At 70.6% G+C, this 20,438-nt stretch carries 18 protein-coding genes; 12 read left to right on the top strand and 6 right to left on the bottom strand.

The features are described 5' to 3' along the window. Together ACIRF8_RS20885 and ACIRF8_RS20880 are read right to left on the bottom strand one after the other, a co-directional pair. Positions 1–282, bottom strand: coding sequence for a hypothetical protein (locus ACIRF8_RS20885; protein ID WP_404216866.1), 282 nt, complete (start codon positions 280–282; stop codon positions 1–3). Between the two features lie 645 nt (positions 283–927). Next, positions 928–1,773: a helix-turn-helix transcriptional regulator gene (locus tag ACIRF8_RS20880; protein ID WP_404216865.1), complete on the bottom strand. Its 846-nt coding sequence runs from the start codon at positions 1,771–1,773 to the stop codon at positions 928–930. 202 nt (positions 1,774–1,975) lie between these two features. On the opposite strand from ACIRF8_RS20880, the gene ACIRF8_RS20875 reads away from it, so the two are divergent. From ACIRF8_RS20875 to ACIRF8_RS20860, 4 genes are all read left to right on the top strand, one after another. Further along, positions 1,976–2,797 carry an SDR family NAD(P)-dependent oxidoreductase gene (locus ACIRF8_RS20875; RefSeq protein ID WP_404216864.1) on the top strand — a complete coding sequence of 274 codons (822 nt, stop codon included), beginning with the start codon at positions 1,976–1,978 and terminating at the stop codon, positions 2,795–2,797. Between the two features lie 162 nt (positions 2,798–2,959). Beyond that, positions 2,960–3,880 carry a hypothetical protein gene (locus ACIRF8_RS20870; protein ID WP_404216863.1) on the top strand — a complete coding sequence of 307 codons (921 nt, stop codon included), beginning with the start codon at positions 2,960–2,962 and terminating at the stop codon, positions 3,878–3,880. 37 nt (positions 3,881–3,917) lie between these two features. Further along, positions 3,918–4,127 (top strand): hypothetical protein, encoded by a 210-nt coding sequence (locus ACIRF8_RS20865; RefSeq protein ID WP_404216862.1) that lies wholly within the window; start codon positions 3,918–3,920, stop codon positions 4,125–4,127. Positions 4,128–4,427: 300 nt separating this feature from the next. After that, positions 4,428–5,999: a DUF4157 domain-containing protein gene (locus ACIRF8_RS20860; RefSeq protein WP_404216861.1), complete on the top strand. Its 1,572-nt coding sequence runs from the start codon at positions 4,428–4,430 to the stop codon at positions 5,997–5,999. A 328-nt stretch (positions 6,000–6,327) separates the two neighbouring features. On the opposite strand, the gene ACIRF8_RS20855 is transcribed toward ACIRF8_RS20860, so the two are convergent. Continuing rightward, positions 6,328–8,619 (bottom strand): C1 family peptidase, encoded by a 2,292-nt coding sequence (locus ACIRF8_RS20855; protein ID WP_404216860.1) that lies wholly within the window; start codon positions 8,617–8,619, stop codon positions 6,328–6,330. A 57-nt stretch (positions 8,620–8,676) separates the two neighbouring features. Between ACIRF8_RS20855 and ACIRF8_RS20850 the strand changes: the two genes are divergently transcribed. Next, on the top strand, positions 8,677–9,120 hold the full coding sequence (locus ACIRF8_RS20850) for a protease inhibitor I42 family protein (RefSeq protein ID WP_404216859.1): 444 nt from the start codon (positions 8,677–8,679) through the stop codon (positions 9,118–9,120). Between the two features lie 41 nt (positions 9,121–9,161). Here the strand turns inward: ACIRF8_RS20850 and ACIRF8_RS20845 are convergent, their stop codons facing one another. The 3 genes from ACIRF8_RS20845 to ACIRF8_RS20835 all read right to left on the bottom strand — a co-directional run bounded on the left by ACIRF8_RS20845 (position 9,162) and on the right by ACIRF8_RS20835 (position 12,834). After that, entirely contained in the window at positions 9,162–9,569 is a 408-nt protein-coding gene (locus tag ACIRF8_RS20845; RefSeq protein ID WP_404216858.1) for an FKBP-type peptidyl-prolyl cis-trans isomerase, read from the bottom strand. Between the two features lie 297 nt (positions 9,570–9,866). Further along, a complete protein-coding gene (locus ACIRF8_RS20840; protein WP_404216857.1) occupies positions 9,867–11,243 on the bottom strand; it encodes a dihydrolipoyl dehydrogenase family protein in 1,377 nt (458 codons plus the stop codon). A 460-nt stretch (positions 11,244–11,703) separates the two neighbouring features. Further along, the gene (locus tag ACIRF8_RS20835; RefSeq protein WP_404216856.1) at positions 11,704–12,834 is read right to left on the bottom strand and encodes a response regulator transcription factor; all 1,131 of its coding nucleotides are present in this window, start codon (positions 12,832–12,834) and stop codon (positions 11,704–11,706) included. A gap of 123 nt (positions 12,835–12,957) precedes the next feature. Between ACIRF8_RS20835 and ACIRF8_RS20830 the strand changes: the two genes are divergently transcribed. From ACIRF8_RS20830 to ACIRF8_RS20800, 7 genes are all read left to right on the top strand, one after another. Next, complete coding sequence (locus ACIRF8_RS20830) at positions 12,958–13,578, top strand: NADPH-dependent F420 reductase (RefSeq protein WP_404216855.1); 621 nt, start codon at positions 12,958–12,960, stop codon at positions 13,576–13,578. A gap of 40 nt (positions 13,579–13,618) precedes the next feature. After that, positions 13,619–14,554, top strand: coding sequence for a BTAD domain-containing putative transcriptional regulator (locus ACIRF8_RS20825; protein ID WP_404216854.1), 936 nt, complete (start codon positions 13,619–13,621; stop codon positions 14,552–14,554). Positions 14,555–14,681: 127 nt separating this feature from the next. Then, positions 14,682–16,055 (top strand): FAD-binding oxidoreductase, encoded by a 1,374-nt coding sequence (locus tag ACIRF8_RS20820; protein WP_404216853.1) that lies wholly within the window; start codon positions 14,682–14,684, stop codon positions 16,053–16,055. A gap of 55 nt (positions 16,056–16,110) precedes the next feature. After that, entirely contained in the window at positions 16,111–17,460 is a 1,350-nt protein-coding gene (locus ACIRF8_RS20815) for an MFS transporter (protein WP_404216852.1), read from the top strand. A gap of 140 nt (positions 17,461–17,600) precedes the next feature. Further along, positions 17,601–18,659, top strand: coding sequence for a phenazine biosynthesis protein (locus ACIRF8_RS20810; protein ID WP_404216851.1), 1,059 nt, complete (start codon positions 17,601–17,603; stop codon positions 18,657–18,659). Continuing rightward, the gene (locus ACIRF8_RS20805; RefSeq protein ID WP_404216850.1) at positions 18,659–20,029 is read left to right on the top strand and encodes an aldehyde dehydrogenase family protein; all 1,371 of its coding nucleotides are present in this window, start codon (positions 18,659–18,661) and stop codon (positions 20,027–20,029) included. The genes ACIRF8_RS20810 and ACIRF8_RS20805 overlap by 1 nt, the downstream gene beginning before the upstream one ends. Further along, positions 20,020–20,406 carry a tyrosinase family oxidase copper chaperone gene (locus ACIRF8_RS20800; RefSeq protein ID WP_404216849.1) on the top strand — a complete coding sequence of 129 codons (387 nt, stop codon included), beginning with the start codon at positions 20,020–20,022 and terminating at the stop codon, positions 20,404–20,406. The genes ACIRF8_RS20805 and ACIRF8_RS20800 overlap by 10 nt, the downstream gene beginning before the upstream one ends. The last annotated feature ends 32 nt before the right edge of the window (positions 20,407–20,438 follow it).

Below are 20,438 nucleotides of genomic sequence, written 5' to 3'. Positions count from 1 at the left end.
TCAGTTCCGCAGTCGGTCCACCACTTCCTTGGCCTCGAGGAGCCCGGCCCCCGTGGCCTCGCGGTATTTCCTGATCGCGCGAATGTCCTCGCCGGCCCGGGCCAGGGCGGCGACTTCCGCCGGTACCAGTTCGTCGTCCGGCACGTCCGCCCGCTTCAGCAGCAGGTCGAGCTTCTGTTCCAGGCGGATCATCCGCCGGTCGAGTCGGCGTGTTCGGTTCTCCAATGTCGCCAACGTCGTGCAGCCCACCAGAACGGCGAACAGGGCTATGAGGGCGTTCATGTATTTCTCTGTTCCGTGAGGGCCGTCTCTGTTCCGTGAGGGCCGGAGACGGACATAGCCACAGACGGACCATCGGCCGCGGCTGACGGGCGGTTGTAAAGGCTAAGAGGGGTGTGCGCGGCACAGGAGGGCATTCACTGCTCGAATTCCGCTCGTTCCATGCTCGCCCCGGCGCCCGACGGGCAACCCCTGCCCAGGGACCAGAAGTCCGACGGGTCTCGTCCCCGCGGCCCCCTGCCCAGGGAGAAGACCGCCTCCTGGACGGCGTGCCCGGACGGCCCGTTCTCTCCTCCGTACGGCGGAACGGACCGACTGTGTCCTGCGCCCGGCGGAGCCGATGTTCAGCCGCACAGGCGGAGGAGAGTTCCGCGTCGGCCTGCCGGTAACCGTAAGCACCACCCACCGAACGATCGAAGGTCCTCGCACGCTCGGAGCACGCAGTCGCGAGCCGCGCCACCCTCCTTCTGCCGGGTCTGAGCCTCGACGGGGCCACGTACGGCGTTGCTGGTCCGGGCGGGCCTGGGCACGGACCCGGACCAGGCGCTGCGGGTTCTTCCCGGTCCCGGGCCGTGGCCGGTGCGGCTGCTTTTCCTCCTCTGCCGCGCCTCTCGCTGCGGCCGGACGAGCCGCGGACGACGACGGACCCTAGGACGGGCTCCGTGTGAACTGGGTGCCTATGGTCCGCAACAGTTCCAGCGTGTGCGCGTCCGCCGACCCGGGGACGGCCGTGTAGAGAACGACGCGCAGGTCACTGCCCTCGACGGTGAGCACATCGCAGTCGAGGGTCAGCGGACCCACCTCGGGGTGGTGGATCGTCTTGCGGCTGGAGGCGTGGCGGGCCACGGCGCGTTCCTGCCACAGGGACTCGAAACGGGGGCTCGCCCGACGCAGGTCGGCGACGAGAGCGCGCAGCAGCGGATCGTCCGGATGGCGTCCGGCGGCGGCACGCAGGTCGGCGGTGGCCGCGGACTCGAAAGCGGCGTCCTGCTCGGGGGTGGCGACGACGCGCGACGGGACGCCGGTGAAATGCCGCCACAACAGATTCTGGTCGCGCGCCTGACCCGCGGAGACCTCCCCGAGCAAGGCGATGAGCAGCGGGTTGGTGGCGACCACCTGCCACGCGGCGTCCAGGACGAGGATCGGGGTGTCGGACATCCGGTCCAGCATGCGCCGCACCCCGGGCGGGATGTGCCTGCTGATGCCGCTGACGCGCGGATCGGCGTGCCCCGCGAGCCTGAACAGGTACGCGCTCTCGTCGTCGGTCAGGCGCAGCGCCTGGGCCAGGGACTCCACCACCGATGGCGACGGGTTGCCCGCTCGTCCCTGTTCGAGACGGGCGAGGTACTCCACGGAGACCCCGGCGAGCAGCGCGACCTCCGTGCGCCTGAGGCCGGGCGCGCGTCTCCGCCCGCCCGCGGGCAGTCCGACGCTCGCCGGAGTGAGGCGGTCGCGCCAGCCGCGCAGACAGCGGGCGAGTTCTTCACGGTTCATGACTCCATGGTCACTCAGCTCGGACGCGTCAGCGTCGCCCTGCCAGTACCAGCCTGACGCGGTCTCTGGTATCGGGCCGGGGCGGGCCCCATCGTTCGAGGAGAGCGGCCCGCCGTGAGTACTGAGTGACTTCACGGGAGTACTGAGTGACTTCACGGCCGCCCCTGAACCATCCCGACCCGCACGCTTTTGGAGCCACCCCATGACCACCCAGCCCAACCCCAACCCCAACCTCAACCCCAACCGCAACCCCGAGCCGCTGACGCTCCGGGCCCGGCGCCTGGAGGACAAGGTGATCCTCATCACCGGTGCGTCCGCCGGTATGGGCGAGGCCGCCGTACGGCGCTTCGCCGCCGAGGGCGCGACCGTCATCGCCGGGGCACGGCGCGTCGACCGTCTGGAGCGACTGGCCGCCGAGCTGTCGAGCCCGGACAACGAAGTGGTCGCCGTACCCCTCGACGTGACCGACGAAGCCTCCGTCGAGGCGGCGGTCGCCACCGCCGTCCAGCGGTTCGGCCGCCTCGACGGCGCGCTGAACGCCGCCGGTGTCACCAGTGACGGCACCCCCGTGCACGACAAGCCCACCGAGGTCTACGACCGCGTCATGGAGATCAACGCCAAGGGCGTCTTCCTGTCGATGAAGTACGAGGTCCGTGCCATGCTCGCCACCGGCGGCGGATCGATCGTCAACGTCTCCTCCATCGGCGGCATGGTCGGCGTGGCGGGCATCTCGGAGTACGTCGCCTCCAAATGGGCGGTCAACGGCCTCACCAAGAGCGCCGCCCTGGAACTCGCGCCGCACAACGTGCGCGTCAACGCCCTCGCGCCGGGCTCCACACGCACGGAGATGTGGGACATGCTCCCCGCCGCCATGCAGGACCACCTCGCCTCCATGTCGCCGATGAACCACGTGGCCCCGGCCGACGACATGGCCCGCGCCGCCCTGTTCCTGCTCTCCGACGAGAGCCGCTGGACCACCGGGGCGGTGCTGCCCGCGGAGGGCGGCCACCACGTGGGCCGCTGACCTGACCGCCGTCGCCGCGCGGCGGGATGTCAGGGCCGTGAGGACGGAGGAACTGGTCGATCACTGCTCCGATGACGCTCACCGCGTCCTCCGGGGCGTTCCTCCGCCGACGGCGGGTGATACCTCTGGCCCGATGAGGTGGAAACGACAGGTGGGGAACGGGTGACACACATGCGGGCGGAGTCGAACCTCCGGCGGAAAAAGCGGAGTTCGTCCGCGGTCGTCGTCCTGTACGTCACTGTGCTCGTCCTGCTCGGATGTCTGATGACGACCGTGCTGGCGTTCGCCCTGGCATGGCCGCGGTTCGACGCGCTGTGGGACTACGCGCTCGCCGCGCGGGCGGCGGAGGACTCCTACACGACCGACTGGGTGACCCTCGTTCCCCGGGCGCTCTGCGCGCTGCCGCTCGCTGTACTGGTCGTCTCCACGGGAAGCGCGGTGGTGCACACGGCCGCCGCGGTCCGTGTCACCGCCCGAGAAGAGGAACAGGGCCTGTCCACGCGGCGGCTCTGGCGGCGGCTGCGCCGCCGGGCCGGGGGCGTCCTGGTCCTCTACGCCCTGCGCGGCGCACTCCTGCTGACGACGGCGTCGGCCGCCGCGGCGGCCGACGTGGGCGTGGGGTACGCCCTGGACGCGTTCACCGGGCTCGAACCCTTCGGCGTCAGCGGCCCGTTCAAGTCCCCGGCCGGGCTCGCTGCGATGCTTCTGCCGGCGCCGCTCGTCCTGCGCCTCGGCTTCGCGCTGGCTCCGGCCGCCGTCGCCGTGGACGGCATGACGGCCCGAGCGGCGTTGCGCCGCTCATGGGCGCTCGTGTGGCGTCGGCGCGTCTGGCCCTGGTCGCTGGCGGCCGGCGTACTGGCCGCGGGTGTCATGGTCGCTGTCTGGCTGTCGTCATGGCAGGCCGTCGCCCCGCTGCGGCCCACCGTGCGTGCGGCCGTCCTGGCCCATGTCACTTCCAACGAGTACGTCGCCGGGGCGGTGGCGATGACGGTGCCCATGGCGACGCTCGTCCTGCTCTGCGCGGCGGTCGCCCTCTACCCCGTGCAGAGATGGCTCACCTCCGTCTACGTCCGCCTGCGCTGAGCACCGCCTCTCCCGGTCGGCCGCCACCTCCTCGTCGGTGTGTCCGCGCGCCACGAGCCTCGCGGGCACCGCGGCCGGGGCGGCGGCGGTGGCCGGGCAAGAAGGTCCCGTGGTCGGCGTGGAGCGGGTGTCGCTGCTCGCGGTCTTCGCGGGCGCGGGCGTCATCGGTGTGCTCGCCGCGCTCGGGCCCGGCGTGCGGGCGACGGCGGTCCCGGTGACAGGTGCGGTGGGCGGCGAGGTCGGATGACGGACGACCGGCACCGCTGGACCAGAAGGTGTTCCCGTGGTGTCGGCGTACGCGGAAGCGGACGCGCGGTGCCCTTGAGGGAACCCCGGAACGGGATCCAAGGGGAGTCCTCCGGCTCGTCCCATGACACCGGTACCCCGGATATATCTGAACTGTCATCCACTGGGAGGTGTGCTCGTGCACGCGCGTAAACCGACTGACAGGGCAACGGGAAACCGGGAGGGGTACGAGCGTGCGCAAGCGCGTGCGGCGGATGCCGGGGGACTTGTCGCTCTGCAGCGCCTCGTGGGCAATGCCGCCGTGGCCAGAGCGGTCGAGGAGCAGCGGCACAGCCACGGCGCCGGCTGCGGTCACGGGCCCGAGGTGCAACGATCGGCGGTCCATGACGTGCTGAGCACCGCCGGCCGTCCGCTGGACACCCCGCTGCGTACGGAGATGGAAGCCCGGCTGGGCGCCGATTTCGGTGACGTACGACTGCACACCGACGAGGCCGCCAGAGCTTCGGCGGCGGAGATCGGCGCACGGGCCTACACCTCCGGTCAGCACGTCGTCGTCGGCCGGAACGGCATGGACAAGCACACGCTCGCCCATGAACTCACCCACGTGGTGCAGCAGCGCCAGGGCCCGGTGGCCGGGAGCGACAACGGGTCAGGACTGGCGGTCTCCGATCCGTCGGACCGCTTCGAGCGCGAGGCGGAGGCGAACGCGGCGCGAGTGATGAGCCGGGGGTACGACCCTGAGAGCGCGGCAGTACAGCGCTCCGCCCACGCGGTGGGCGGCACCGAGGACCGGGGGCCGATGCCGTCGGCGACGACCGGTCCCGTGTCGGTACAGCGGGCGGGCACCCCGGACTCCGCGGGATCCTCCGGATCCGAGGAGGGAACCGCGATGACGCGGGCGGAACTCACGTTCAAGTCGGACGCGAGGGCCCTGTGGGATCGCATCGGCCGCATCAAACCACTGACCGCGAAGCCCCGCTTCCGAAAGGGGGTGCTGGACTGGCTGGCCACCGTCAGGAGCGACATGGAGATGGCTGTGGAGGGGGAGGCGGGGCGCAATGAGGTCAACAAGTCCGCCGTCGCCGACATCATGGCGGGGTTCCGCGCCGACGATGTGAGGGGACACCAGGTCAACTACATGTGGTTCCTCCAGCACCAGGACACGGAAGGCATGTTCGAGGGAGGACTCGCGGGTCGCGCCGCGGCCTCATCGGAACACGGACAGATCTGGTCGAAGATGGGTGCGGCCGAGGCCATCAACGATGCCAACGTGGGCCGCGGCGTCGCCTTGGAGTCGTCGGTCCAGGGCTACATCTTCAACGGTCTCGGGTTCGGACTTCCCAGGTGGAACGATTCCCCGACCATGGGCGAGCTGTGGCATCAGTTGTCCCGTACGTTCGCCGAAGCGCTCACCCAGAAGGTCACCGCGCATGTGCTGGACGGCATCGACAGCACCAGCGTCCTCACGACGACCGAGTGGCCCGAGATCAAGAAGAAGATAGAGAGCGGCGAGGTCGGCGGCTTGAATGTCCTCGTCTACGCGGCCTCTCCCGGAGCGCAGCGGCACGAGTTGCGACCGGTGGACATGTTCACGGTGCAGACGCAGGAGGACTTCGACAGCCTTCCCAAGGTGCCCGGCGACGACGCATGGCGAAAGAAGCAGTGGAGGATCGACTCCGAGCAGAAGGACGCGCTGGAGGAGGTCTACGCACGTCAGCGGCAGATCAACGGCCTTGACGCTTACTTGAAGAACATGTTCCGGGCCCACGGCGGCGAGGACAAGGTCCGCTTCCGTGCCATGCGCACCCCGAACAACACCGCGGTCGGCACCTTCTCGCGCAGCACCTTCACCTTCTACAAGCACTCCGCGTAGCGAACGGGGCGATCCAGACCCGCAGTCGCCTGCTGGTCGGCGTCAGGTCGCCGGAGCGGGCGGCCGGCCGCCGAAGACGCTGCGGATCCCGCCGGGGCGCGCCCCGCGGCACGCTCATGCCCGATCCACGCCGTGGCCGGTTCGATGAACAGGCCGAGCAACCCGCTGTAGACCCTCCGCAGTTCCGCGTCCGATGCCATGGCGTCGGACGCGGTCGGCTTCGGAGGTCCGCTGGGGCGTCGGGTCCGCCTCGCTGATGCCGAAATTTCCCGAACCGGCCGTTGTCTGTTCGACCACGTGAGCGACGGCTGCTCGGGACCCGGTGTGGCTAGTCGTCGCGGACCATACTCAGTGTCACCGTGCTGCCGCGCCGCACGTTGCCCCCGGCAGCGGGGTCCTGGCTCCACACCTCCACGCGAGCGCCCTGGGCGCCGGTGAAGCGCGGCACGAGGTCCGCGCCGCGGATCGCGCTTCCGGCCGTAGACCGGCCGAGCCCGACAACGTCGGGAACGGTGGTTTCCTCCAGCGTCGTATAGACGCTTACCGCGGTGGGCGGGGAGAACGCACCGAACCACTCGACGCCCTCGCGCAGCATGCCCCACTGGAAGTGGGTGACGCCGGTGGTGGCGGGGGCGGTGACGCGGAACGGGAAGGTGACGTGCTCGCCGGGGGCGACCGGGCCCGGCAGTTCCACGCGGCCAAGGCCCCACACCGTGTTGTCCTGCGGACTCTGCGAGCCGAGCCGGAACGCGCCGGAGGACGTCCAGGTCTCGGTGCCGACGTTGCACATCGTCACGCTCACGTCATAGCCCTGTCCGCGCACCATGGTGGTGGGCAGAGACTGCGTCACGAACTGCGCGTCGCGCGCCCGGAAGTCGGAGGCGAACCACAGGTCGTTGGCGTCGCGCCCGCCGAAGCAGGTGACCTCCTGCTGGCCCATCGTCCAGTCCGGATGGCTGTAGCCGTGATGGGAGTGCAGCGCATGATCGGTCGGGACGTGGATCAGGCGCAGCTCCCGACCGGCCTGCCACATGCCGCCGCCCTCGATCTCCACTCGCCAGGTGTCGTTGCCGTCGCCCTGACCGGCCTCGCCGAAGCAGGTGACTTCCTGTTGCCCGGAGACGGGGGAAGGGATGCCGGCGTGGCTGTGCAGGTTCCTGCGGGTGACCACGTGCTCCAGACGCACCAGGTCGCCGTGCGAGACCGGCTGCCCGACGCGGTGGCCGGGCGGTGTCCCGTCGGGGCCCTTGATGAGCCACAAGTCGTTGTCGTCGGACCCCTCGTAGCATGTGACCTGTTGCTGCCCCGACGAGCCCGGGTGTCCGTAGGGATGAGGGTGCGAGTGCAGGTTCGCCCAGGTCACGACGTGCCGTACCCGCAAAGTGGAGCCGTAGCGGACGCTCACGCCCGTGGCCGCCACCAGGACGTCCGGGGTGAACTCGCCGAACCATTCGACGGCGTCCTGCACCATGCGCCACTGGTGGTGGGCGGGCAACTGCGCGGGCGCGGTCACGTGGAAGGCGAAGGTCGCCTCGCCCCAGGTCGGCACCTGGTGCGGTACGTCGACCCGGCCGAGGCCCCAGACCGTGTTGTCCTGCGGATTCTGTGCTCCCAGGCGGTAGTTGTGCCCAGGCCTCCAGGTCTGGATGCCGGTGTTGCGCAGCGTCACGGCGACGTCGTACCCCTGCCCTGGGGTCATCGCGGAGGGTACGGACTGTGACACGAAGGCGGCGTCGCGTACCGCGAGCGGACTCCGGATGCCCTCGACGGTCCACATCTCGGCGTCGATGCCGACCTCGCCGTAGCAGATGCGGAAGAACCCGTCCTCGCCCCAGTCGTCGCCCCAACTGTTCTTGCAGATCCAATAGCCGCCCTCGTCGTCATAGCCGACGACGCAGACGCAATGCCCGCCGGCCCTCCCGCCGGAGACATGCCGGTACACGCCCCCGGCGTAGGCGAAGAAGTCCTCGTAGACCGTGAAGCAGGCGATCAGCGGCCCCTCGCTGTTCAGCCAGATCTTCATGGAGGCCGGGGTGACGTAACGGCGCCAGTTCTCGATGTAGGTGAGCCGGTCGGGGGCGCTGCCGCACAGACCCGCGCAGTCCTGGTCGCCCGGTGCGTACGGGTAGCAGTGCTCGTCCACGACCCCGGAGTTCTTGATGGCTTCGAGGGCGCGGTCCACCCACCATCCGTTGTCGCAGTTCCGGCCCTCACGGCGCGCGTGGCAGTAGAACAGGTGCGCCTCGGAGTAGTCGATCTCCAGTTCCGGGTTCTTCAGGGCGACCCGGAAGGTGCCCTCGGCTGCGGCGAGGGTCCCGAAAGCTACACAGGATCCGCAATTTCCCTGGTCGCGAATGGGCGTGATGAAGTTCTGGCCGTCCACGTCCCGCAGATCGTACGCGCTGGGCACGCCCGAGGGGGTGGCGAACTCGGTCGCGGCCGGGCCGCCTTGGAGGTTGCGTGAGGCCACCTCTTCGCGCTCGGCCAGGGACGGGTCGTTGGGTCCGGGGACGAACCCGAGGCGCCGGTGTCGCTCTTCGAGTGTCAGCCGTGTCAGCCGGTTGGTGTCAGCTTGCCAGTCGGCGCTGTTGCGGGCGATGGCCTGTTGAATTTCTTCCACGTACTGTGATGACGGTGCCATTCTGTCCCCCCGAGAAACTGGTCGGCCACCATTGGGATGGCTACTTTGCTCCGCTGTGTCGGCATTGACCAGGCAGTGCACGGCAATGACTGGAAAGCAGTTCCAAGTCCGGGACCGACCTGCTCTATTGGGTGTGTACGGAATGAGGGGGGAGCTGTGCCACAGGTGATGTACACCGAGGACGACAACGGCCGTGAAATCCATGTACGCAAGGGGGACTTGGTGACATTGGCGTTGCCGGAGAATCCCACGACGGGACACCTGTGGCAGATCGCCCCGGGGGCGTCGGAAGGTTCTCTCCCCCAGGAAGTGCACTTCTCGCCGGGCGATGCCACCGCACCCGGATCCGCAGGAACGCGGACGTTCGCCTTCCAGATGCGCGCCCCCGGCCGTGCGACTCTGGAGCTGCACCTGCGGCGTCCGTGGCGGGCCGCCGCTCCACCCACGAGGCGCTTCTTGCTTGTGGTGCATGTGAGTTGAGGACGGCGACGCAGTATGGCACCGGGCAGGAGCGGTCGGCGTTATCGGGCGCTGCTCCACCCGGACGTACTGGAATACGAGTCCAGCAGGTCCACCACGAAGACCAACGTCGAACCCGCCGGGATCAACGGTGAGGGCGACTGATTGCCGTAGCCGAGACGCGGGGGGACGATGATCTCGCGTCGGCCGCCGACCTTCATCCCCTTCACCCCCCGGTCCCAGCCCTTGATGACCCTGCCGCCGCCCAGGGCGAACTTGAACGGCTCGCCCCGGTCCCAGGAGGCATCGAACTCCTTGCCGGACTCGAAGGTCACCCCGACATAGTGGACCCTGACCACCATGCCGGGTTTTACCTCCGCTCCATTCCCTACGATCAAGTCCCGGACGGTCAACTCGGTTGGAGCGTCACCCTCGGGAACGTGGACCGCGGGCTTCGTCAGTTCGCTCATTACCGCTTACCGCCTCATCACTTTCCGTCGGGCCTTGCGCGGACCAGCGGATCAGCCGAACGCGCACGGACGCCCCGTGCGACTGGTGTCCACGTTACCTAGGTGGCTGATCCACGGAGTACGCCACATCCGGCGGCCAGACGTGCTGCTCTTTCGTTCAGCCGAGGAACGCGAGCCATTCAGGCCGTCTGGATGTTCCGCGGAGGTGGCGGGACCCGGATACCGCGCTCGGGTCGCAGTCGAAGGCCGCGCCGAGGTCGATCGAGAACGGGACATTGCCGGGCGGCCGGTTACGCTTCAGCCGAGGGCGCCCAGGGCCGCCTCGACCGTCCGGTGGAAGGTCGGATACGTGTAGATCATGTGCCGCAGACGGGCGACGGGCACCTCGGCGTGGACGGCCACGTTGAGCCCGTACAGCACCTCGCCCCCGGCAGGACCCGCCGACGTCGCGCCGACCAGGACGCCCCGGTCGGCGTCCTCGACGAGCTTGATGAACCCCTCGCCGCCCGCGCCGTGGATCCAGCCGCGCGTGGAGGACGAGAGCGGTACGACGGCCGTCCGCACGCGCAGCCCCCGCTCGCGTGCCTGACGCTCTGTCAGCCCGACGGCGCCGATCTCCGGGTCGGTGAAGGTGACGCGCGGCAGGGCCCGGTAGTCGGCGTCGGGTCCCGGCTGCCCGAGGATGTCCCGCACGGCGATCTCCGCCTGGTACATGGACACATGGGTGAAGGCGCCCCGGCCGGTGACGTCACCCACCGCCCACAGCCCTTCCCCGACCCGCATCTGCCCGTCGGTGGGCAGGGCGTGGGCCGCCGGGTCCAGTCCCACCGTGTCGACACCGAGCGCGGCCAGATCGGCGTACCGCCCGGTGGCGACCAGCAGCCGCTCCGCCCGCAGCGGTGCGCCGTCCCCCTCCAGCTCGACGGTGAACGCCGTGCCGTCATGGCTCACCCGCCGCGCACGCGCCGCGGTGCGCACCGTGACCCCGTCGGCCGCCAGCGCCCGCGCCGCCAGCTCTCCCGCCTCCGGCTCCTCCTGGGACAGCAGCCGGTCCTGCCCCTCGACCACGGTGACCTCGCAGGTGAAACGAGCGAAGACCTGGGCGAGTTCGACCCCGATGGCGCCCCCGCCCAGCACCACCAGCGACGCCGGCAGTTCCTTGGCGGCGACGGCGTCCCGGTTCGTCCAGTACGGCGTCCCGGCGAGCCCCGGTACCGGCGGGATCCGGGGGCGGGTACCGGTGGCCAGCACGACCCCGCGCCGGGCCTCGAACACGCGGTCGCCGACGGAGACGCGCCGGACGCCGCTGAGCCGCGCCCTGCCACGGACGAGCCGGCCGCCCTTGGCCACCAGCCGGTCGGCGGCCACCCGGTCGTCCCAGTCGTCGGTGGCCTCGTCGCGGATGCGCCCGGCGACCTTGCCCCAGTCGGAGGCCACCGTCGCCGTACCGGACAGGGCCGGTACCCGTCCCGCCTCGGCGAGCAGGTTCCCGGCCCGGATCATCATTTTGCTGGGGACGCAGCCCCAGTAGGGACACTCGCCCCCGACGAGTTCCGCCTCGATCCCCACCACGTCGAGGCCCGCCTCGGCCAGCGTGCCCGCGATGTACTCGCCGCCCGGTCCAAGCCCGACGACCACCACGTCCACCACATCCACCTGCTCGTTCGTACCCATGCTCTCTCCTCGCCGTCGGCTCTCCCGCCGAGGCTAGGCGCGGGCGCCCGGCCGCCCGTGCCCGTCCGCGCACGGGACTTTGATCGAGAGTGAACGCCGGCCGTCCGCGGGAACGCGGCGCCCCGCACTCGGTTCAGGCGGGGACACACCGGTGTACGTACCTACGCGTTTCGCGCCAACGTTGCCGCTGTCCGCAGGGTGGACAACGCGGGTCCCGAGAGCACCGAGCCGGAGCGGTCGGGCTGTTGATCTGGCTTCTCGTCCCCTGCGGAGATCGTCTTCGCGGGGGAGCCCCCGCCGCGCATCGAACGGAAACCGGCCAGCCGCGAACGAAACGGGGTTTTGGGACCGGCGACATCGCTTTCAATTCGATCGCTTGCGCGCCTTCGGGGGGAGGGGATCGATGTCGTCACCGCTGTTGTCGGCGACCGTTCCGCGAAGCGCGGCCGGGGCCGGTGGTTCAGCCGGTCCGGAACCGGGTCATGCCCTTCTCGGCGAGGGGCGAGTAGTACTCGGTGAACAGCTTGCCGACGAGCTCGCCCCGGCTGGAGACGCCGACCTTCTCGAAGATCGCCTTGATGTGGTCGCGGACGGTGTGCGGCGACAGGTGCAGTTGCGCGGCGATCTCACCGGTCGGCAGACCGCGCGCGATGTACTGGGTGACCTCGGTCTCGCGGTCGGTGAGTTCGTACGCGTCGACGATGAGCGGAACGATCTCCGAGGACTTGGCGGGTTCGAGCACCACCGCCGAAGACCCCAGGCGGCCGTCGGCGTCGCGCAGGCACGAGGCGTGGCAGACGAGCCAGTGCCCGGTCCGGGTCCGGACGCGGGCGCGGGCCTGGCCGCGGTCGCGTTCCTGGGCCACCGCGCGGGCCTTCATCGCGGTCGCCAGCACCCAGGCCGGCACCCGCAGTCCCTGGGCCGTCGCGATCGCCGGGCCGTCGGGCAGGCTGTCGAGATAGCCGAGGGCGTCGTCGTTGGCCGACAGCAACTGGCCTTCCGCGCTGAACAGCAGCAGCCCGGGGCCGTGCGGGGACTCCGTCACCTCCTGCGGCGCCGGCTCCGCGAACGAGCGGAGCTGCTTGGCGAGCGGGGCGAGCAACGACGAGATCAGCTTCATCTCGTCACCGTCGAACGCCGCACGCCCGGTGGCCCGGAAAAGACTGATGTGGCCTTGCGGACGGCCGCCGACGCGCAGCACGGCACGCAACTCGTCGTGCAGGCCGCGCGGCTTCATGAAGGAGTGGTAGAGGGTGCTGCGGGCGGGCAGATCGCCGGTGGACTCGTGGAGCCCCGCGACGGGGACGGTGGACCGGGCCAGGTCACGGAACAAGTTCACGTTCTCCGTGAACAGTTCGGACTCCCAGTAGACCGCGCAGCCGTCCTCGTCGAGGTTCTCCGCACGGATCGGTGCGGTCATCATGCCGGTCACCGGATCGGTGACACGCCAGACGGCCGCGTCGTACGGCAGGAGTCGCCGCAGGTGGGAAGAGGCCTCGGCGAACATGGAGAGGGCGTCCGTGGCTTTGGCGGACTGGGAGAGCAGCGCGGCCCGGCCGTTGGCGATACGGGAGTGCGTCGAACTGTTCACCCCTTGACTCTTCCAGACGCGCACGTGCCTTCCAACCCCTCATCTGAGGGGGGCACCGGGCCGAGCCGGTCCCCCTTGAATGCGGGATGGGCAAGACGTGGGAATCCCGTGATTGTGCCACTCATGCGGATAGGGATCATCGGGGCAGGATCAATGGGACACGCGATCGCCCGGCGGTGCGCGCTGGCCGGCGCCGTCGTGCTCCTCGCCGACAGGAGCATGGGGCGGGCCCGGAAGATAGCGGCGGAGGCAGGCAGGGGCGCTCCCGGAGTGGTGGTCCCGGCCACGGTGGCCGCGGCGCTGCGTACCGAGGTGGTCGTCATCGCCGTCCGGTTCCCGGAGGCGTTGGAGCTCGCCCGCAGCAAGTCCCCGTCGCTCGACGGCAAGGCGGTCGTCGACCTGACCATTCCCGACCGGTCGCAGCAGCCGCGGTGCGGGGTGCTGGAACTCGCCCGGGCCGCGCCGCAGGTGCGGTGGGTCAAGGCGTTCACGACCGCGGACGCGCGCGTGCTGCGCAAAGGATGCGGGGGCGGTGTCGCGGTGGACGTGTTCGTGGCGTCCGACGACGAGCACGCCAAGGTCGCCGTCGTGGAGCTGGCGGACCGGTCGGGGTTGCGCGCCTTCGACGCCGGAGGGCTGGAGAACGCCGCCGTCCTGGAGGGGATGGGGCGTCTCGGGCAGGAGGTGAGCGAGCGGCTGCAACTCAGCGAGAGCTGGGGCTTCAAGTTCCTGCCCCACTGGTGAACGCGGTAGCGCACGACTTCCACTCAAGAAGGCGGTCTTCATGTTTGGGCACCACCAGTTCTCCGTTCTCGGCCCCCTGCTCGTCCACGGATCGCATGGGCAGGTGCGGCTCGGCGGCAACAGGCAGCGCATCTTGCTGACCATGCTGTTGCTCGAAGCGAACCGGGTCGTCGGGGTGGAGAGACTCATCGAGGCGATATGGAGCCATTCGCCGCCTGCCACGGTCCGCAGTCAGCTCCGGATCTGCGTGTCCGGGCTGCGCAGGATCCTCTCCCTCGGCGGGGTCGACGCGGCCATCGAGACGTACCCCTCGGGCTATCTGATACGGGTGCCGAGGTCGGCCCTGGACCTCGCGCACTTCGAGGATCTGCTGCGCAAGGCGCGCTCGGAGGCGGCGGCATCGCCGGCCCGCGCGGTGACGTTGCTGGAGGAGGCCTTGGACCTGTGGCACGGGCCGGTGGGGGCCGGGCTCGGCAGCGAACTGCTGGAGACCGCGGCGCTGAAGGTGCACGAGGACCGGCTCGCCGCGATCGAGCTGCGCTTCCGTCTGGAACTCGAACGGGGCCGGCACCGCCAGGTGCTGGGCGAACTCGCCCTGCACGTCGGGGAGAACCCGTACCAGGAGAGTCTGTGCGCCCAGTTGATGGTGGCGCTGCACCGGTCGGGACGCACCGCCGAAGCGCTGTCGCTCTACCACAAGACGCGCCGAAAGCTGTCCAAGGAACTGGGACTCGAACCCGGCGCGGAGCTGAGACGCACGGAGCACATGATCCTGAGCGCGGGCAGGGCCGCTCTGGAGAACCCGCGGACGCCGCCCCGGTACGCCGAGGAGTTACCCGGGGAGGGGGTGATCTCCCTCTCGCCGCAGGACCGTATCGCCCTGCTGGAGCAGGAGATCATCGTGTTGCGGGAGGAACGGGCCGGGCGGGACCCGGCCGGTGGCATCGCCGATCCGGACCTCCGCATCCCGAATTGAAGGGAAGACCCCCGCCGCCTCCCCCCTAACTAGGGGATGGGACCGGGGATCTCGGCCGAGAACACTTCTGCTCATCGCCGGGGCGCTGAAGGAAGGCGCGTCGCGGCAGCGGAGGAGGGAGTGGATCGTGACCGAGCACGTGGGGCACGTCGAGATCACCGAGGCGGCCATGGACCGTCTCCTCGGACGGCTGAAGGGGGACGTACTGACCCCCGACTACCCCGGCTACGAGGAGGAGGTCCTGGGGTTCAACCGGATCGCGCGGCATCGGCCCGCCGTGATCGTCACGGCGCTGAGCTCCGCGGACGTGGCCGCCGCGGTGTCCTTCGCCGGGGAGCAGGGACTGCCGGTGGCGGTCCAGGCCACCGGCCACGGCATCGCTGCCGCCGCGCAGGGAGGTGTGCTGATCAGCACGCGGCGGATGAGCGCGGTCTCCGTCGACCCGGTCACCCGCACCGCCTACGCCGAGGCCGGGGCCCAGTGGCACCAGGTGATCGCGAGCGCCGCCCGTCACGGCCTCGCACCGCTCAACGGTTCCTCGCCGCTGGTCGGAGTGGTCGGTTACACGCTGGGCGGGGGACTGGGGCCGCTGGGACGGCAGTACGGGTTCGCGGCCGATCACGTGACCTGCCTCGAAGTCGTCACGGCGGACGGAAACATCCGCAAGGTCACCCGTGACCAGCACGGGGAACTGTTCTGGGCGCTGCGGGGCGGCAAGGGGAACTTCGGTGTCGTCACGGGCCTGTGGTTCGCGCTGATGCCGGTACGGCGGCTGTACGGCGGCGGGCTCTACTTCCCCGGGGAGCAGGCGGGGCAGGTGCTCCACGCCTGGCGGCAGTGGACGCCGACCGTGCCGGAGGAGATGACCTCGTCGGTGGCGCTGCTGCGGCTCCCGGACGTGCCGGACGTGCCGGAGTTCCTGCGGGGGCGGCTGGCCGCGCACGTGCGGATCGCGTTCACGGGGACGGCCGCGCAGGGCGAGCGCCTGGTCCGCCCGCTGCGGGACGCCGGGACGGCGATCGACGACTCGGTGCGCGAGATGCCGTACGCGGACGTCGCCTCCATCCATCAGGACCCGGTGCACCCGCTTCCGTACCACGAACGCAACATCGTGCTGCGGGAGTTGGGCTCGGACGCCGTGGAGAAGCTGATCCGCCTGGCGGGGCCGCGCTCCGGCTGCGGCGATCTGATGGTGGAGCTGCGGCACCTCGGCGGCGCCCTGTCCCGGCCGCCCGCCGTACCCAACGCGGTCGGCGTCAGGGACGGCGCGTACACGCTGTCCACCCTCTCCCGGCCCGGCTCGCCCGACACGGTGCTCGGGCCGATGGAGCCGTGGGGCGACGGTCGGCGATACCTCAATTTCCTCGCGGGCCCCGACACGGCGGACGCGACGGCCGACTGCTACGGGGCGCAGACCCTGGCCCGGCTGACCCGGGTGAAGACGCTGTACGACCCGCACAACGTCTTCCGCCTCAACCACAACATCGCCCCGCTCGCCTGACGAAGACCCCCGGGGCCCGTGATTGTCAGGTACCCATCAAAACTTTGGAGCTCTTGTGACCACCCAACACGCCGCATCCCCTGCGGTCGGCGGGGCTCGCCCCGCCCTCAGCGCCCGCTCGGCCGGCCTGCGCTACGGCGCCCTGTTCGGACCCGTCGTCTTCGGCGTCACCGCCGCGGGCGTCGCACTGCCCGATGTCGCCGCGGCGCTGCACTCCTCCCCGGCGGCGACCGCATGGGTCCTCACCGCCCACGCCCTCGCCCTCGGTGTCGGCACGGCGTTCTTCGGACGTCTCGCCGACACGCGCGGGGTGCGTACCGCCCTGCTGCTCGGCTCCCTCGCCCTGATCGTGGGCGCCGCCGTCTGCCTCGCCGCCCCCAACCTCGGAAGCCTCGTCGTGGGCCGGTTCGTGCAGGCCGCCGGATCGGGTGCCATGGCCGCCTGCGCCATGGCGCTCACCGCCTCCACGGCGCCCGAGATGCGGCCCAAGGTGTTCGCCGGTTTCGGCGCGACCATGGCGATCTTCTCCGCGAGCGCGACCCTCGCCGGCGGCGTCTTCACGGAGTGGGTGACGTGGCGGATCGCCCTGGTCCTGCCCTCGCTGTCACTGCTCGTCGTCCCGCTCTGCCTGGCCGCCGCCCCGGCGCGCAAGAACTCGGGCAGGTCCATGGACCTGCCGGGCGCCGGACTGCTCACCGTGACCGCGATGTCGTTCCTCATCCTGATCCAGTCCTCCGCGCTCGCGCTGAGCGGCACGGTCGTCGCGGTGACCGCCGCCGCCTTCGTGCTGGCCCTGGCCGGACTCGTGTGGCGCGTCCGTACGGCGGAGACCTCGTTCGTCCCCAAGGCACTGGTGGAGGACGGGGTCTTCGTCCGCTCCGCGATCGTCGGCGTCGGCGTGTACGGAGGACTGTTCGCCGCCATGTACGCCGTGCCGCAACTCCTCGTCGGCGAACACCACTGGAGCGTCCTGTCGGTCGGCGTCTGGCTGCTGCCCGGCGCGGTCGTCGGCGCCGTCCTGTCGCGCCTGGCGGGCAAGCTCACCGCCGGTGACAACGGCAACACCCTCCTGGCCGTCGTCTCGCTCGCCTTCGCCGCGGCGCTCGGCTGCGCCCTGCTCGGCTCCGGGGTCGCCCTCCTGATCCTCGGCGCGTCGCTCGGGTTCGCCGCCTTCTCCGTGACCCAGGTCTTCACCACGGCCCTGATGTCGGCCCACATCGAACCGGCCCGGCGCGGCGGTGCGATGGGCCTGCTCAACCTCGCCTTCTTCGTCGGCGGCGGCGCCGGCAGCGCCACGGCAGGCGCCCTGGCCAAGACGATGGAGCTCAGCTCCGCCCTCGGCGTCATCGCGCTCTTCCCGCTCGTCGCCGCACTGATCGCCTTCACCCTCCGCCCCCGGACATAGCGCCGCCGCACGGTTCGAGAGGCACGGCGGGGAAGCGAGTACGCCCGGGAAACCCCGGCGATACGGGGGCGATAGCCGCCTCCCCGCACCATGGACCGCAACCCGCCGTCGCCTCGTCACCAGGAGAGCAGAAGGCAGTCATGACGGACTTCACCGATACCGAATTCAACAGCCACATACGCGCGTCGATGGTGTGGCACTTCACCGAGCACACGGGCTCCCCGTTCTGGCTGGACAAGCGCGGAGCCCTCGGTTTCGACCCGCTCACCGACGTGCGGGGCCTGGCGGACCTGACCCGGTTCCCGGACGTCAGCGCCGAACTGCGGACCGTTCCCGCCCAGGACCTGATCCCCAAGGGACTCGCCGACAAGCCCGTACGGGTCTACGACTCGGGCGGCACGACGGGCTCCCCCAAGCGGATCATCGACTGGAACAACCGCTCACGCGTGACCGCGTGGGGACGCGAACGGCTCATCGAGAACGGCGTACCCGCCGGCGGCAACTGGCTTCACCTCGGCCCCAGCGGTCCCCATGTGATCGGCTACGACACGGCCCGGTACGCCGCGCTCGGCGGCGGCATCTTCTACACCGTCGACCTCGATCCGCGCTGGGTGAAGCGCCTCCTCGCGGCCGGTCGCGAGGAGGAGGCCGACGCCTACGTCCAGCACCTTCTCGACCAGGCCGAGACGATTCTCGAATCCCAGAGCATCGCCGTGCTCAACACCACGCCGCCCCTGCTCGAAGCGATCTGCGCACGCCCCCGCCTGTACGACCTCGTACGCGGGAAGGTGCAGGCGATCATCTGGGCCGGCACATCCATCAGCGCGGAGAGCCGACGGCAACTCGGCGAGACCTTCTTCCCCGAGGCCGCCGTGGTCGGCATCTACGGGAACAGCCTGATGGGCGTCGCACCGCAGCGCAGGGCCCTGCCGACCGACACCCACCCCTGTGTCTTCGAACCGTTCCCCGCCACCACCCGGCTCGACCTGGTGGACGAGGAGGGGAACATCGTCGCCTACGGCGAACGGGGACGCGTCCGGTTGCACCTCGTCACCGAGGAGATGTTCCTGCCCAACATCCTGGAGCGGGACACCGCGATACGTGTCGAGCCGAGGGAGGGCTCACCCGTCGACGGCCTCGCCGACATCCAGACCTACCGCAGCATCGACGACGTGGCCGTGATCGAGGGGGTCTACTGATGGGCACCGCCACAGCCGCCGCCCTCCGGCTCGACCCCCTGATATGCGGTCGCCGGACGGCGAGTTCGGACCGCGTGGCGCTGCCCGGCGTCCTCGGGGACGACCTGGCCGACGTCGGCCTCGCCCCGCGTCTGCTGGCGCTCGCGGCCCTGAACGAGGTCCGGGAGCACGCGGACGGCAGGGCGCCGGACCCCGCCCTCTTCACCGAGGCGGTGCGCCTGTTCGCCACCGCGACCCTCGACGGCGAGTCCCCGCGGGAGTACGTACGACGGGTCTGCCACGCGACCGGTCTGACCGCGGCGGCGGTCGACCAGGCCGTCCGCGATCTGGTCAAGGAGATCGGGGAGCTGCCGCGGACCACCGCCGCCGAGCTCCCCGCCACCGGCTTCGGCACCGGCTTCGACACCCGCTGGGTACCGCGGGGCAAGGTCTTCGCCGCGGTGCTGGCCAGCAACCACCCCGTGCCGAACGTCTCCTGGGTCCAAGCCCTGTTCCACGGCTACAGCGTCCTCGTCAAGCCGGGCAGCCGGGACCCCTTCACCCCGGCGCGGCTGCTGTCGGCCCTGCTGGCCGCGGGCCTGCCGCCGACCAAGGTGGCCTACCTGCCCTGTGCACGCCAGGTCGGCGAGTTCCTGCTCCGGGAGGCGGACCGCGGCATCATCTACGGCGGCGACCGGGCGGTCGCCACCTGGCACCAGAGGGAGTCCGTGGCGGTGCGCGGCCCGGGCCGCACCAAGGCGCTGGTCGACACGGAGCCGGACGACGCCCTGATCGAACACCTCGCGCTCTCCGCCTCCTTCGACGGCGGTACCCGCTGCACCAATCTGTCGGCCGTGCTGACCACGGGATCGGTGGCGGACATCGCCGACCGGCTCGCGGAGCGTCTCGCCCGGCTGCCCTCACTGCCCGCCACGGACAGCGAGGCCACGCTGCTCGTGGTGAACAGGGCCAGGGCCGCCCAACTGCGTGAGCAGATCACCCGGTTGCGCGCCGAACTCACCGATCACAGTGCGCGGGCCGGCCAGGCCGAGACCGTGGTGGAACTGCCTGACGGATCGTTCCTGCTTCGGCCGGTGGTGCTGTCCGCGGACCGCGCCGACCACCCGGCCGTGGGCACCGAACTGCCCTTCCCCTTCGTCGTGGTGGCGCCATGGACGGAGTCCGACGGCATCGCGCCGCTGCGTGACTCCCTCGTCCTCAACCTCCTCACGGAACGCGAGGAACTGGTGGACGCGGCGGTACGGGAGCCGAGCGTCCGCAAAGTGACCCGCGGCCACGTCCTGCCCTGGACGGCGGTGCCCGGCATCCCGCACGACGACAACTACACACAGTTCCTGCTCGAGCCCAAGGGAGTGGTCGTATGTCATTGAACAGGCGCGACATGGTCAAGGTCACCGCCGGTGCGGCGTTCGTCGCCGCCGCCGCGGCGGTGCCGTTCGTCTCCGCGCGCACCGGCGACGCGTCGGCCGAGGCCGGAAACGCCTCCGGCGCCGCCGCCGACCAGGAGTACACCGAGCGCTACCGGGGCCGCACCATACGCGTGGCCACCGCCGCGGCCGGTGGCGGCGTGACGATCGACGGCCGCCCCCTGCACCTGATGAAGTTCGCGGACGACGCCTACCTCAGCTCCCTGTGCCACTACGAGATGGCCCCGAGCCCTCTGCACGCCGCCCGGCGCGCCGTGGAGGAACTGCGCGGGGCGGCCGTGCTGCCGTCCGCCCACGGCAACCACGTCACCCACGTCTGACCGACCCGGCCACGGAATAGAGGACAGAGCGC

It is taken from the genome of Streptomyces sp. NPDC102406 (genome assembly GCF_044765725.1).
GTDB lineage: Bacteria > Actinomycetota > Actinomycetes > Streptomycetales > Streptomycetaceae > Streptomyces.
The sequence above is the reverse complement of the archived record's forward strand: the minus strand, read 5'-3'. Positions and strand labels throughout refer to the sequence as shown.

Coding starts and splice junctions, on each gene's coding strand:
- ACIRF8_RS20805 (WP_404216850.1), top strand. CDS start 18,659: ATGGGCACCGCCACAGCCGCCGCCCTCCGGCTCGACCCCCTGATATGC.
- ACIRF8_RS20810 (WP_404216851.1), top strand. CDS start 17,601: ATGACGGACTTCACCGATACCGAATTCAACAGCCACATACGCGCGTCG.
- ACIRF8_RS20880 (WP_404216865.1), bottom strand. CDS start 1,773: ATGAACCGTGAAGAACTCGCCCGCTGTCTGCGCGGCTGGCGCGACCGC.
- ACIRF8_RS20840 (WP_404216857.1), bottom strand. CDS start 11,243: ATGGGTACGAACGAGCAGGTGGATGTGGTGGACGTGGTGGTCGTCGGG.
- ACIRF8_RS20830 (WP_404216855.1), top strand. CDS start 12,958: ATGCGGATAGGGATCATCGGGGCAGGATCAATGGGACACGCGATCGCC.
- ACIRF8_RS20800 (WP_404216849.1), top strand. CDS start 20,020: ATGTCATTGAACAGGCGCGACATGGTCAAGGTCACCGCCGGTGCGGCG.
- ACIRF8_RS20825 (WP_404216854.1), top strand. CDS start 13,619: ATGTTTGGGCACCACCAGTTCTCCGTTCTCGGCCCCCTGCTCGTCCAC.
- ACIRF8_RS20875 (WP_404216864.1), top strand. CDS start 1,976: ATGACCACCCAGCCCAACCCCAACCCCAACCTCAACCCCAACCGCAAC.
- ACIRF8_RS20845 (WP_404216858.1), bottom strand. CDS start 9,569: ATGAGCGAACTGACGAAGCCCGCGGTCCACGTTCCCGAGGGTGACGCT.
- ACIRF8_RS20885 (WP_404216866.1), bottom strand. CDS start 282: ATGAACGCCCTCATAGCCCTGTTCGCCGTTCTGGTGGGCTGCACGACG.
- ACIRF8_RS20850 (WP_404216859.1), top strand. CDS start 8,677: ATGGCTACTTTGCTCCGCTGTGTCGGCATTGACCAGGCAGTGCACGGC.